The organism is Mesorhizobium sp. USDA 4775, assembly GCF_054062655.1.
The window spans coordinates 1,605,839-1,619,220 of the sequence record NZ_JBSSFM010000001.1; the positions used below are offsets into that span (position 1 = coordinate 1,605,839).

A 13,382-nucleotide genomic window follows, 5' to 3' on the forward strand; every position below is an offset into this window, starting at 1 on the left:
CGATGGATGCCGCGATCGCCTTTCCCCTGCTGGCCGGCCTCGTCGCCGTCGCGCTGTTCTTCGATTTTCTCAATGGTTTGCACGACGCCGCCAATTCCATCGCCACCATCGTCTCGACACGTGTGCTCAGGCCGCAATATGCAGTGCTCTGGGCGGCCTTCTTCAACTTCATCGCCTTCATGTTCTTCGGCCTTCATGTCGCCGAGACCGTGGGAAAGGGCATCGTCGACGTCAGCATCGTCACGCCGGCGGTAATCTTCTCGGCCCTCGTCGGCGCCATCGTCTGGAACATCGTAACCTGGATCGCCGGCATCCCCTCGAGCAGTTCGCACGCGCTGATCGGCGGGCTGGTCGGTGCCGGTGTTGCGAAGGGCGGCATCGGTGCCATCGTCTGGTCGGGACTTGGCAAGACGGTCGCCGCGATCGTGCTCTCGCCGGCGACCGGTTTTGCGCTGGCGCTCGTCCTGATCCTGGTGGTTTCCTGGCTGTTCGTGCGCCAGACGCCGTTCGCCGTCGACAACACCTTTCGCGTCCTGCAGTTCTTTTCCGCCTCGCTCTATTCGCTCGGCCATGGCGGCAACGATGCGCAGAAGACCATGGGCATCATCGCCGTGCTGCTCTATTCGCAAGGCATGCTCGGCGAGAAATTCTACGTGCCGCTCTGGGTCGTCCTGACCTGCCAGTCGGCGCTGGCGCTTGGCACGCTGCTCGGCGGCTGGCGGATCGTCCACACAATGGGTTCGAAGATCACCCGGCTCAATCCGATGCAGGGCTTCTGCGCCGAAACCGGCGGCGCCATCACGCTGTTCGCCGCCACCTGGCTCGGCGTTCCCGTATCGACCACGCATACGATTACCGGCGCCATCATCGGCGTCGGCGCCGCCCGCCGCGTCTCGGCGGTGCGCTGGGGCATCGCCGGCAACATCGTCATCGCCTGGATCGTCACCTTGCCGGCGACGGCGGCGATTTCGGCTCTCACTTATTTCGTCACAAGCCTGGCAGGCTGACGCGGAGCGCCGAAGCCTATTTGTCGACGAGGTTCAGGATGTTGCCGTCCGGGTCCTTGAACCAGGCGACTTTCATGCCTTGGCCGACATGGATGTCGCCCTTGATCGTCAGGCCGGGCATTTCGTAATGCTCGAAGACAACGCCTTTCGATTTCAATGATTTGACGACAGTCTCGATCTGATCGCCTACCGTCCACGTCACCGCCGTCGCCTTGTTGGTACCTGCGAATTGGGAATGATAGACATTGATGAGCGTGCCGCCGCTTTTGTAGACGACAAGCTCGCCGCCCATGTCGTCGATCTGCTTGAGGCCTAGCGTGCCTTCATAGAAGGCCTTTGCCTTTGCCAGGTCCTTGACGGCGAGATTGGCCGTTGCGTTGCTTTTCTCGAGCATGACCGTCTCCTTCCCGCATTGTCGTGTCCTCGTTCAGGCAAACGAAATAGGGCACGCGGCCCGTTTGGCCATCGGCCGGAAGCGTCATCCGGCAAGAATCCGACAGCATCGGTCGTTTTCCGTGGCACGCCGGGCAAGCCTTTGCGTCACGGCTTGGTTCTCGCCGGAAACTGCACTATCTGCATTGCCAAACGCCGAGGAAAGATCATGTCCGTCACCAAGGAAATCGTCACCGAGCGCCTGAAGACGGTCAACGGACCGGACTTCACCGGCAACATCGTCGATCTCGGTATGGTTTCCGAGATTTTCATCGCCGATTCGAAAGTCTTCTTCTCGATCACCGTTCCCGCCGCCAGGGCGCAGGAAATGGAACCGCTGCGCGCCGCCGCGGAGCGCGTGGTGAAAGCAATTCCCGGCGTCGCCGGTGCCGTGGTGGCGCTGACGGCGGAAAAAAAGGGCGGCGGCATGGAGGCGCCGGTGTCCGCGCGCCCCGCACCCAGGCCGGCACCGCCGGCGACCCCCCAGCGTCCCGCGCCGCAGGCGCCGGCCTCACACAGCTCGGGCAAGCGCGGCGTGCCCGGCATCGAGGCGATCATCGCCGTTGCTTCCGGCAAGGGCGGCGTCGGCAAGTCGACCACCGCCGTCAATCTGGCGCTTGGCCTTGCCGCCAACGGCTTGCGGGTCGGCGTGCTCGACGCCGACATTTACGGCCCATCCATGCCGAAGCTGCTCAACATCCATGGCCGGCCACAGACGGTTGACGGCAAGATCCTGAAGCCGATGGAGAATTACGGCCTCAAGGTGATGTCGATGGGCTTCCTCGTCGATGAGGAGACGCCGATGATCTGGCGGGGCCCGATGGTGATGTCGGCGCTGACGCAGATGCTGCGCGAGGTCGAATGGGGCCGGCTCGACGTGCTTGTCGTCGATATGCCGCCCGGAACCGGCGATGCGCAGCTGACCATGGCGCAGCAGGTGCCGCTGGCCGGTGCCGTCATCGTCTCGACGCCGCAGGACCTGGCGCTGATCGATGCCCGCAAGGGACTGAACATGTTCAAGAAGGTCGACGTACCGCTCCTCGGCATCGTCGAGAATATGAGCTATTTCATCGCGCCCGATACCGGCAAGCGCTACGACATTTTCGGCCATGGCGGCGCGCGCCGCGAGGCCGAACGCCTCGGCGTCACCTTCCTCGGCGAAGTGCCGCTGGAAATGGGCATCCGCGAAAGCTCGGATGCCGGGCAGCCGGTGGTTGTCTCGAAGCCCGATAGCGCGGAGGCCAAAGCCTATCGCGACATCGCCGCCAAGGTCTGGGACAGGGTCAATGAGGAACGAGTCGCGGCCGAAGCGGCAGTGCCGAGCATCGTCTTCGAGTGACCTCGCAGCGAAACGGTCAGCCGCCGACCTTCTCGCCGAAACTCGAAAAGAACTGCCCGGCCAGTTTTTTCGACGTCGACTCGATCAGCCGGCTGCCGAGCTGGGCAATCTTGCCGCCGACATCGGCCTTGGCCGCGTATTTGAGCACCGTGGCATCCGGCCCATCCTCGGTCAGCGTCACGTCGGCGCCGCCCTTGGCGAAGCCGGCAATGCCGCCCTTGCCTTCGCCCTGGATGGTGTAGGAATGCGGCGGCTTGAGATTTTTCAGCGTCACTTCGCCGTTGAAGGTGGCCTTGATAGGCCCGATCTTCAGCACCACCGTCGCGGCCATCTCGGTCGGCGACTTCATGTCGAGGCTCTGGCAACCGGGAATGGTCGCCTTCAAAACCTCGGGATCGTTCAGCGCTTCCCAGACTTTTTGCAGGGGTGCGGCAATGCGTTCCTCGCCTTCGATCACCAAAGCCATCAAGAACCTCCCGGAAACAATGGTTTGAAGCCCTAGCGCAGAGGTGCTGTCGTGTCTATCGCACCAAAGTGCGGGTTGGGAACGCGTGTGCCCCTTGCTTGCATTGACGCGTTGTCATATCGATTTGTCATACAAATACGGAGACCGTGATGGCCGGCGCCCCCACCAAGAAGAAAAAATTCCGCTCGCAGGAGTGGTTCGACAACCCTGACAACCCCGGCATGACGGCGCTCTATCTTGAGCGATACCTGAATTACGGGCTGACGCGCGCCGAACTGATGTCGGGCAAGCCGCTGATCGGCATCGCCCAGACCGGCTCGGATCTGTCGCCCTGCAACCGACACCATATCGAGCTCGCCAAGCGCGTGCGCGAAGGCATCGTCTCGATGGGCGGCATTCCCTTCGAATTCCCATGCCATCCGATCCAGGAGACCGGCAAGCGCCCGACCGCGGCCCTTGACCGCAACCTTGCCTATCTAGGCCTCGTCGAGGTGCTCTACGGCTACCCGCTCGACGGCGTCGTGCTGACCATCGGTTGCGACAAGACGACGCCGGCGCTGCTCATGGCGGCGGCCACCGTCAACATCCCGGCCATCGCCCTGTCGGTCGGCCCGATGCTCAACGGCTGGCACAAGGGCAAGCGCACCGGCTCCGGCACCATCGTCTGGGAATCGCGCCAGCGCCTGTCGGCCGGCGAGATCGACTATGACGAGTTCATGGATATCGTCGCCTCCTCGGCGCCCTCCACCGGCTACTGCAACACGATGGGCACCGCCACCACGATGAATTCGCTGGCAGAAGCGCTCGGCATGCAGCTGCCGGGCTCGGCCGCCATCCCGGCCCCTTACCGCGAGCGCGGGCAGATCGCCTACGAGACGGGCAAGCGCATCGTCGACATGGTGCATGAGGATTTGAAACCGTCGGACATCATGACGCGCAAGGCCTTCGAGAATGCCATCGTCGTCAATTCGGCGATCGGCGGCTCGACCAACGCGCCGATCCATCTCAACGCCATTGCCCGCCATCTCGGCGTGCAGCTCGACAATGATGACTGGCAGGAGATCGGCCTCAAGGTGCCGCTCCTCGTCAATCTGCAGCCGACGGGCGAGTATCTCGGTGAGGATTATCATCACGCCGGCGGCGTGCCGGCCGTAGTGGCCGAGCTGATGAAGGGCGGGCTGTTGCCGCATCCCGATGCCCTGACGGCCAATGGCAAGTCGATCGGCGACAATTGCAAGGCGGCGGTGGTCGAAAACGCCGATGTCATCCGCAGCGTCGACAAGCCGCTGAAGGTCAATGCCGGCTTCATCAACCTCAGCGGCAACCTGTTCGATTCGGCGATCATGAAAACCAGCGGCATCTCGCCGGAATTCCGCGAGCGCTACCTCTCCAATCCGAAGGACCCGGAAGCTTTCGAAGGCAACGCCATGGTCTTTGACGGGCCGGAGGATTACCACGCCCGCATCGACGATCCGGCGCAAGGCATCGACGAACACACGATCCTGTTCATGCGCGGCGCCGGCCCGGTCGGCTATCCCGGTGGCGCCGAGGTCGTCAACATGCAGCCGCCGGCATACCTCATCAAGAAGGGCATCCATGCGCTGGCCTGCATCGGCGACGGCCGCCAGTCGGGCACGTCGGGCTCGCCGTCGATTCTCAACGCCTCGCCGGAAGCTGCCATTGGCGGCGGACTGGCGCTGCTCAAGACAGGTGATCGCGTCCGCATCGACCTGAACAAGGGCACCGCCAACATCCTGGTCAGCGACGAAGAGATCGCCAAGCGGCGCGCGGCGCTGCAGGGCAATGGCGGCTACCACTATCCGCAGCACCAGACGCCGTGGCAGGAAATCCAGCGCGGCATGGTCGACCAGTTCGACCAGGGCATGGTGTTGAAGCCGGCGGTGAAATACCAGGATGTCGCGCACACCAGGGGCGTGCCCCGGGACAATCACTGATTGCTTCGGGGACAATCACGGATTGCTCCGGGGACAATCACTGACGCTGAATCGGCGGCGGCCTGGTCAATCGGGCCGCCGCCGCCGTTTTCAGTTCTGTGTGGTTTGGCCCGGTCGAGGCCGGTCACGATCCTTGACAAGCGCTCGCAACAAATCCACCATTGTGGCCAAGGGGTGCATCGCGACGACCCCGTGAGGCGTCAGCCCAACGTTCGCGTCCAGGCTTCTCTATCAGGAGGTGGACGCCATGCCGTCAACAACCGCTATCACCGTATCGCAACTGTCTCGTCTGGTCGGCCTGCCGGGAGCCCCGGTAATCGTCGATGTTCGCATCGATGAGGATTTCGACGCCGATCCGCGCCTGCTGCCGGCCTCGATCCGGCGCGATTTCAAAACCGTTCCGACCTGGGCGCCCGATTTCGCCGGCCAGCCTGTGGCGGTCGTCTGCCAGAAAGGCCTGAAGCTCTCGCAAGGTGTCGCCGCATGGCTGCGTCATGAGGGGATTCCCGCCGAATCCCTTGAAGGGGGTTTCGAAGCCTGGCGCGAGGCAGAAGGGCTTTTGGTCAGCACCGACAAATTGCCACCGCGCGACGAAAAGGGCCATACCGTATGGGTGACACGGGCACGCCCGAAGGTCGACCGCATCGCTTGCCCCTGGCTGATCCGGCGTTTCGTCGATCCTCATGCGGTCTTCCTGTTTGTCGAGGCAGCCGAAGTGCCGGCTGTCGCCGACCGCTTTCAGGCCGTGCCTTTCGACATCGACAATGTGTTCTGGAGCCATCGCGGTGAACGCTGCACCTTCGATACGATGATCGAGGAATTCGGGCTGGGATCCACCGCACTCGACCGCCTCGCCGCGATCGTGCGCGCGGCCGACACCGCAAGGCTCGATCTGGTGCCCCAGGCCGCCGGCTTTCTGGCTGCTTCGCTTGGCCTGTCGCGGATGTTTCGCGACGATCTGGAACAACTGGAAGCAGGCATGCTGCTCTACGATGCGTTCTTCCGCTGGTGCCGCGATGCCACCGAGGAAACGCACAATTGGCCCAGCGCGGGTAAACCGTCATGAGCGCCGTTGTGCCTGCACATGGGTCGGGGAACGTCGAGGCGCCGGCTGTGCCGACCTTTGCCGAAGCCGTCAAGGTCTGGGCGAAGATTGGACTGCTCAGCTTCGGCGGGCCGGCCGGGCAGATCGCCCTGATGCACAGGGAACTGGTCGAGGAACGGCGCTGGATCGGTGAACAGCGTTTCCTGCATGCGCTGAACTACTGCATGCTTTTGCCTGGCCCGGAAGCCCAGCAACTTGCCATCTATATCGGCTGGCTGCTGCACAGGACGATCGGCGGTCTTGTCGCCGGCATCCTGTTCGTCGTGCCCGGCGCGCTCGTCATGCTGATCCTGAGCAGCCTCTACGTGCTCTATGGCGACATTCCGCTCGTCGAGGCGCTTTTCCTGGGGGTGAAGGCGGCGGTGCTTGCCATCGTCATCGAGGCGGTGATCCGCATCGGACGGCGCGCCCTGAAAAACCCGGCCATGGTGTCGATCGCGGTCGCGGCCTTCATCGCAATCTACGCGTTGAATGTGCCGTTCCCGCTGATCATCCTGCTCGCCGGCCTGACAGGATGGCTGGGAGACCGCCTCGCTCCGGGTCTCTTCTCCGGTTCGGCGCACGGCAAGGATGATGGTCCTGATATCAAGGGCGCCGTCGACCTGATGTTCGAGCGCGGCGAACTGTCCCATGTCAAACCGACCAGATGGCATGCGCCGCGCACTGTCGCGATCTGGCTGCCGATTTGGCTCGGACCGGTCCTCCTGATCTGGTGGTTCACCGGCTCTGCCAGTGTGTGGACCGAGATAGGCCGGTTCTTCAGCCTGATGGCGGTCGTCACCTTCGGCGGCGCCTATGCGGTGCTGGCCTATGTCGCGCAGGCCGCCGTCCAGTCATTCGGCTGGCTGGCTCCCGGTGAAATGGTTGATGGTCTCGGACTTGCCGAGACCACGCCCGGCCCGCTCATCCTGGTGCTGCAGTTTGTCGGCTTCATCGCCGCGTTCCGTCACTCCGGGTCACTGAACCCATTGCTTGGCGGATCGCTCGGAGCGCTGCTGACCCTGTGGGTGACCTTCACGCCGTGCTTCTTCTGGATATTCCTTGGCGCGCCCTATATCGAGGCCTTGCGCGGCAACAGGGCCTTGTCGGCGGCGCTCGGCGCGATCACCGCCGCTGTTGTCGGCGTCATCATGAATCTCGCTTTGTGGTTTGCCTTGCACGTCGTCTTCCGTGAGGTGCACGCAATGAGCCTCGGCATGAATGTGCCGGTGCTTGCGTCGATCGACTGGCGCGCGGCGCTGCTGTCCTTGGCCGCGATGATCGCCATCCTGAAGCTGAAGATCGGCATGCTGCCGACGCTCGCTGGATCGGCCCTTGCCGGTGTCTTGCTGCTGGCGGTAAGTGGCTAGATGCCAGCCCGCTTTGTATTCCGCTTCCCGACCACTTAAGTGGTTGGAAACGGATTGGAACATCATGGCGCAACGACGCTCTTCCCTCGGCTTTCTCGGCATGTTCGGCCGCTCGGGTGATCTGAGGCAGCTCGATTCCGCCTTGCGCGGCGCCGACCTGCACCCCGCCCTCGTGCCGGAGGGCGTGAAGCTCACAATCGTCAATCTGATGAAGGATCGCTGGCCGGACGAGCCGCCGCCACAGGCCTATCCGGACGTGGCGCTGCTGTTCAGCTATTGCATCGCCGGTCCGGAAACCTTCGAAAGCTCGCAAGGTTTGCAGCAGCGGCAGGACGTCGAACGCCGGATCGAGGCCGCGGTGGAAGCCGGCGACAGTTTCGACGCGCAGATCGTGCTGATGGCTCTGCACGCCAAGCTGATCAATGCCGAGGTCGTCGAGCGCTACGGTCTGGGCGCCGACTAGGGCATGTTGATTTTCAGGCGATGGTGCCGGTCCGCAAACCGGCTACCCGCCCATATTGGCGCGCGGCAGCTTGATCATGTCGCCGAAGCGGGCGCGCAGTCTTTCGTCGAGCAGTTTTGGCACATGGCGCGGGAAGCGTTCGGCAAGGATGCGCTTCTTCTCGATGATCGCGCGCTGCAGTATGTCGGGACGGCCCTTCTCGTTCCATTCCTTCGGCGAAAACCGGTCGCCGACGGCCGGGTAGAAATACTCCGTCTGCATCAGCCGCAGCGTCTGCTCGTTGCCGAGATAGTGGCCAGGCCCATTCAGGCAGACTTCGGCGATGGTGTCGATCGACAGCGCTTCGTCTGTCACCTCGATGCCGCGCACGCAGCGCAGGCAATGGCCGAGCATGTCATTGTCGATGATCAGGCTTTCCAGGCAGAAGCCGAGCAGCGAGGCATGCATGCCGGCCGATTCATAGACGAGGTTGAGCCCGGCCAAGCCGGCCATCACGTCGGTGATGCCTTTTTCGTAGCCGGACTGGATGTCCGGCAATTTCGAATCCGTCATGCCGGCGGCCGAGCCACCCGGCAGATCGTAGAACTGCGCCATCTGCGCGCAGGCCGCGGTCAGCACCGCCTGTTCGGCCGAGCCGCCCGACATGGCGCCGGTCCGTAGGTCCGACACGAACGGCCATGTGCCGAAGATTGCCGGATGCCCCGGCTTGATGGCGTTGACATAGACCAGACCGGCCAGCACTTCGGCCACTGCCTGCACCACGGCGCCGGCAATCGCCGCCGGCGCGGTCGCGCCGGCCTGGCCGGCCGACAAAAGCAGGATCGGGATGCCGCCTTCGACGCAGGCCTCGAGCACGCCGCAGGCATCCTCGGCGAATTTCATCGGCGGCACGACGAAGCAGTTGGAGTTCGACACGAACGGCCGGGCGCGGAAATTCTCCTCCCCGCCGGCAATGGCATAGAGCATTTCCAGCGCCGGCTGCACATTCTCGCGCACCGTGAACGAGGTGCCGACATGCTTGGACGTACCCATCACGCAGGCATAGAGCGTGTTGAAGTCCATTTCGAGCGGATCGGGAATGTCGCGCGGCACCATCGGCCGCTGGAAGAAATGGATGTTGTCGAGCCCGTCGACGATGCGGGCGGCGTCATAGATGTCCTGCAGCAGCGATTCTCGGTATTCGCGCTTCTCGACATCGACCAGATGCACGGCGGCGCCAGCCGTGCCGTAGTGCACGCGCTTGCCCTGGATCACCATATCGTGTTTCGGGTCCTGGCCGTGCAAGGTGAAATTGCGTGCCGCTTTTTTGATCGTATCGAGCACCAGGGCGCGCGGGAAACGGATGCGGCCATCGTCGCCATAGGTGGCGCCGGCCTTGGTCAGCGCCTCGATGCAAGAGGGGATGGCATTGGCGAAGCCGACCGTCTCCAGCAGCGTCAGCACCGCCTCGTGGATGCGCTCCTGGTCGTTGCCGCGCAGCGGTCCGTAGCTGCCGCCCTCGAGGCCGGCACGCACCGGCCTGATGTCGTCGGCGAGCGGCGCTGCCCGCATGGCACGGCGCGCTTCGCGTCCACCGGAGCGGCGCGAGCGCTGATCCGCCGCCGCTTCCTGCTTTTCAAGAACCACAGACATGGAGGCACTCCACCTTTTCTCGGAAACAGGGCGGCGGTTGGTCCACCATCGGCTGCTTCTTCCCCTTTGTGCCACGACTATGCCGCCGGCATTGGCCCAGACCATGAGCCAGCCGGTCTGGTTGCATATGCCAGCGCTAAAGGAAACGGGGCCGCGATCGGGCGGCCCCGGTCAAAAGGATCGGATAAGTGGATCAGGCGGCGGCGGGCCTGCGCCCGGCGGCGGTGGCCAGTTCCCGGATGCCTGGCTCGATATGCTGCAGCGCGATCGAGGAAATGCCCAAACGCATGAAACGCGAAGGCTTTTCGGTGCGGTCGAAGAAGCGGTCTCCCGGCTCGATGATGACGCTGCGCGAGGCCGCGGCCTCGGCCAAACCGCGGGAATCGGTGCCGCGCGGGCCTTCGAGCCAGAGCGACGTGCCGCCGGCCGAGTCGGTCGAGCGCCATTCCGGCAGGAAAGCTGAAATCGCATGGACCAGACGCTTGCGCCGCTCGTCGAAGGCGCTCGACAGGCGCCGCACCAAGGCCTCGTGATGGCCGAGCGACAGGAAGAGCGCCACGGCACGCTGGTTGTTGGCCGGCGGATGGCGCAGCATGAAGCGGCGCAGCGCCCTCAGTTCCGAGATTAGTCCAGCAGAGGCCACGATGTAGCCAAGCCGCAGGCCCGGGGCCAGCGTCTTCGACATCGAGCCGACATAGACGACGCGGCCGGAACGATCGAGGCTCTTCAGCGCCTGCTGCGGCGCCTCGTCGAGAAGCTGGCTGTCATAGCCGTCCTCGATGATGATCTGGTTGTGCCGGTTGGCACGCGCCAGAAGGTCCTGCCGCCGCTCGGCCGACAACGGCACCATGGTCGGGCAATGATGGCTGGGCGTGACGAAGACGAAGCCGGAATCATTGGGGATAGAAGAGGTTACGATGCCGGACTGGTCGACCGGCACCGGCTGGATGTCGGCGCCCGCAAGCCGGAAGATCGAGCGTGCGTCGGGGTAGCCCGGGTCCTCCATCGCCACCTTCGAGCCCTTGGTCATCAGCAGCGAAGCCAGCATGTAGAGCGCGTTCTGGGCGCCAAGCGTGACGATGATCTCGTCGGGATTGGCGAAGATGCCGCGCCGGGGCAAGAGCCGCGCCTGGATCTGCTCGATCAGCAGCGGATCGTCGCGATCGACCATGTCGGACGCCCAGTTGCGGATTTCGAGCACGGCCAGCGCCATGCGGTTGCACTCGCGCCATTCGGCGGTCGGGAACAGCGCCGGGTCGAACTGGCCGTAGACGAAGGGGTAGGACGACTTGATCCAGTTCTCGTGCTTGGCCGGCGGCGGCATGTCGCTGGCGGCGATCTGCCGGCGTGCCTTCCAGTCGATCTCATTGGCCTGGTCGGGCGCCTTCTGGTGCGGCTTGGCCGGTGTTGCCAGCACGTCGGGGTTGACGAAATGGCCGCGCCGCTCGCGCGCCACCAGGAACCCCTGGTCGACGAGCTGCTGGAAGGCCAGCACCACCGTCCCGCGTGCGACGCCCAGCTTCTCGGCCAGGATCCGGCAGGAGGGAAGCGGCATCGAAGCGGCGATCTGCCGGTCGAGAATGGCGGCCACGATGGCCTGGCGGATCTGCGCCTGCAGGGTTTGGCCGGATTCGGCCGAAATCCGGAACAGGCCGGACCATATGGCCGTGTCGTTGCGCTGTGGCATGGGAAATCTTCCTCGGATGGCCAGCCATTTTCATTTGGCTGGACCAGTCGAGTGTATGAGTGGCACAAGGGGTTGCGCCAATCAATTTTTCTGATCTTTGGGATTTATGCCAGTGATCCTTCAGCCAAAATTGGGCTCTGCGGCCGCCCGAAGTGACACATAGTGTCATCGCATCGTGATGCGATGCGGCATCGCCGCGTATTGACCGCACGGAATTCGGCTCAATAGGTTTGTCGCGACGACACGCGCCGGAAACATCCGGTCTGATAAAGTATGTCGAAAAACGCCAGGAGCTCCCCGCCATTGGATAAGTCAGCCTTCCAGAAACAGCTCGCCGCCTTGCGCGATCATCGCACCGCGGCACCTGCGAGCATGCGCCAGGCCTTCGCCGCCGATCCACAGCGTTTCCAGACATTCTCCGCCACCGATGGTGACCTTTTGCTCGACTGGTCGAAATGCGCCGTCGATGCCGTCACCATGGACTTGCTGGAGAAGCTCGCCGGCGCCGCCGATCTCGAGGGTCGCCGCGCCGCCATGTTCGCCGGCAAGAAGATCAACATCACCGAGGACCGCGCCGTGCTGCACACGGCGCTGCGCAATCTCAGCGGCAAGGGCGTCACGGTCGACGGCCAGGACGTCAAGGCCGACGTCATTTCCGTGCTCGACGCGATGGGCGCCTTCGCTGATGCCATCCGTTCAGGCAAGGCTCTTGGCGCCACCGGCAAGAAGATCACCGACATCGTCAACATCGGCATTGGCGGCTCCGACCTCGGCCCGGCTATGGCGACGCTGGCGCTGGCGCCATATCATGACGGGCCACGCGCGCATTATGTCTCCAACATAGACGGCGCCCACATCCACGACACGCTGAAGGGCCTGTCGGCCGAAACCACGCTGTTCATCATCGCCTCCAAGACCTTCACCACGGTCGAGACGATGACCAACGCGCAGACGGCGCGCGACTGGGTGCAGAAGGCACTCGGCAAGCAGGCGGTCGGCAAGCATTTCGCCGCTGTTTCGACGGCACTCGACCTGGTGGCCAAGTTCGGCATCGAGCAGAACCGCGTCTTCGGTTTCTGGGACTGGGTCGGCGGCCGTTATTCGGTCTGGGGCGCGATCGGCCTGCCCGTCATGATCGCCGTCGGCCCGCGAAATTTTCGCGCCTTCCTCGACGGCGCGCACGAGATGGACGAGCATTTCCGCACCACCCCGCTCGCCGGGAACCTGCCGGCGCTTCTCGGGCTGGTCGGCTGGTGGCATCGCGTGATCTGCGGCTATCCGGCCCGCGCGGTCATCCCCTATGACCAGCGCCTGTCCCGGCTGCCGGCCTATCTGCAGCAGCTCGACATGGAATCGAACGGCAAGGGCGTCACCCTTGACGGCACGCCCGTGGCGACACCGACCGGGCCGCTGGTCTGGGGCGAGCCGGGCACCAATGGCCAGCACGCCTTCTTCCAGCTCTTGCACCAGGGCACCGACTTCATCCCGGTCGAGTTCCTCGCCGCGGCTGTCGGCCATGAGCCGGAGCTCAAGCACCAGCATGATTTGCTGCTCGCCAATTGCCTGGCGCAGTCCGAAGCGCTGATGAAGGGCCGCACGCTGGACGAGGCGCGCGCGCAGATGCTGGCCAAGGGCATGAAGCCGGCCGACGTCGACAAGATTGCGCCGCATCGTGTCTTCTCCGGCAACCGGCCTTCGGTGACCATCCTCTATCGCAAGCTCGACCCGCGCACTTTCGGGCGGCTGATCGCGCTCTATGAGCACCGCGTCTTCGTCGAGGGCACGCTGTTCAACATCAATTCCTTCGACCAGTGGGGCGTCGAGCTCGGCAAGGAGCTGGCGACCGGCCTGCTGCCTGTCGTGGAAGGCAAGGAAAGCGCCGCAAACCGGGACGCCTCGACCAGGGGCCTTGTGGAACGCATCCACCAATTGCGCGGTTCGGAGTGA

General features: G+C 64.0%; 11 protein-coding genes. 7 read left to right on the forward strand and 4 right to left on the reverse strand.

What is annotated here, in order from left to right:
* Positions 1-2: 2 nt before the first annotated feature.
* On the forward strand, positions 3-1,007 hold the full coding sequence (locus ACVILI_RS07970) for an inorganic phosphate transporter (RefSeq protein ID WP_038651914.1): 1,005 nt from the start codon (positions 3-5) through the stop codon (positions 1,005-1,007).
* Positions 1,008-1,023: 16 nt separating this feature from the next.
* On the opposite strand, the gene ACVILI_RS07975 is transcribed toward ACVILI_RS07970, so the two are convergent.
* Positions 1,024-1,401, reverse strand: coding sequence for a VOC family protein (locus tag ACVILI_RS07975; RefSeq protein WP_038651918.1), 378 nt, complete (start codon positions 1,399-1,401; stop codon positions 1,024-1,026).
* Between the two features lie 207 nt (positions 1,402-1,608).
* Between ACVILI_RS07975 and ACVILI_RS07980 the strand changes: the two genes are divergently transcribed.
* Positions 1,609-2,778 carry an Mrp/NBP35 family ATP-binding protein gene (locus tag ACVILI_RS07980; protein WP_038651921.1) on the forward strand — a complete coding sequence of 390 codons (1,170 nt, stop codon included), beginning with the start codon at positions 1,609-1,611 and terminating at the stop codon, positions 2,776-2,778.
* A 16-nt stretch (positions 2,779-2,794) separates the two neighbouring features.
* Here the strand turns inward: ACVILI_RS07980 and ACVILI_RS07985 are convergent, their stop codons facing one another.
* Positions 2,795-3,244 (reverse strand): SRPBCC family protein, encoded by a 450-nt coding sequence (locus ACVILI_RS07985; protein ID WP_019862969.1) that lies wholly within the window; start codon positions 3,242-3,244, stop codon positions 2,795-2,797.
* 149 nt (positions 3,245-3,393) lie between these two features.
* On the opposite strand from ACVILI_RS07985, the gene ACVILI_RS07990 reads away from it, so the two are divergent.
* The 4 genes from ACVILI_RS07990 to ACVILI_RS08005 all read left to right on the forward strand — a co-directional run bounded on the left by ACVILI_RS07990 (position 3,394) and on the right by ACVILI_RS08005 (position 8,116).
* Positions 3,394-5,199 carry an IlvD/Edd family dehydratase gene (locus ACVILI_RS07990; RefSeq protein ID WP_019862970.1) on the forward strand — a complete coding sequence of 602 codons (1,806 nt, stop codon included), beginning with the start codon at positions 3,394-3,396 and terminating at the stop codon, positions 5,197-5,199.
* Positions 5,200-5,446: 247 nt separating this feature from the next.
* Positions 5,447-6,265, forward strand: coding sequence for a chromate resistance protein ChrB domain-containing protein (locus ACVILI_RS07995; RefSeq protein ID WP_038651924.1), 819 nt, complete (start codon positions 5,447-5,449; stop codon positions 6,263-6,265).
* Positions 6,262-7,653, forward strand: coding sequence for a chromate efflux transporter (chrA, locus tag ACVILI_RS08000; RefSeq protein ID WP_019862972.1), 1,392 nt, complete (start codon positions 6,262-6,264; stop codon positions 7,651-7,653). The genes ACVILI_RS07995 and chrA overlap by 4 nt, the downstream gene beginning before the upstream one ends.
* Before the next feature lie 64 nt (positions 7,654-7,717).
* Positions 7,718-8,116: a hypothetical protein gene (locus ACVILI_RS08005; protein ID WP_027047704.1), complete on the forward strand. Its 399-nt coding sequence runs from the start codon at positions 7,718-7,720 to the stop codon at positions 8,114-8,116.
* Positions 8,117-8,158: 42 nt separating this feature from the next.
* On the opposite strand, the gene ACVILI_RS08010 is transcribed toward ACVILI_RS08005, so the two are convergent.
* Together ACVILI_RS08010 and pdxR are read right to left on the reverse strand one after the other, a co-directional pair.
* Positions 8,159-9,748: a trimethylamine methyltransferase family protein gene (locus tag ACVILI_RS08010; protein ID WP_038651927.1), complete on the reverse strand. Its 1,590-nt coding sequence runs from the start codon at positions 9,746-9,748 to the stop codon at positions 8,159-8,161.
* Between the two features lie 193 nt (positions 9,749-9,941).
* Complete coding sequence (pdxR, locus tag ACVILI_RS08015) at positions 9,942-11,435, reverse strand: MocR-like pyridoxine biosynthesis transcription factor PdxR (protein WP_010913204.1); 1,494 nt, start codon at positions 11,433-11,435, stop codon at positions 9,942-9,944.
* A gap of 303 nt (positions 11,436-11,738) precedes the next feature.
* Between pdxR and pgi the strand changes: the two genes are divergently transcribed.
* Positions 11,739-13,382 (forward strand): glucose-6-phosphate isomerase, encoded by a 1,644-nt coding sequence (pgi, locus tag ACVILI_RS08020; protein WP_038651932.1) that lies wholly within the window; start codon positions 11,739-11,741, stop codon positions 13,380-13,382.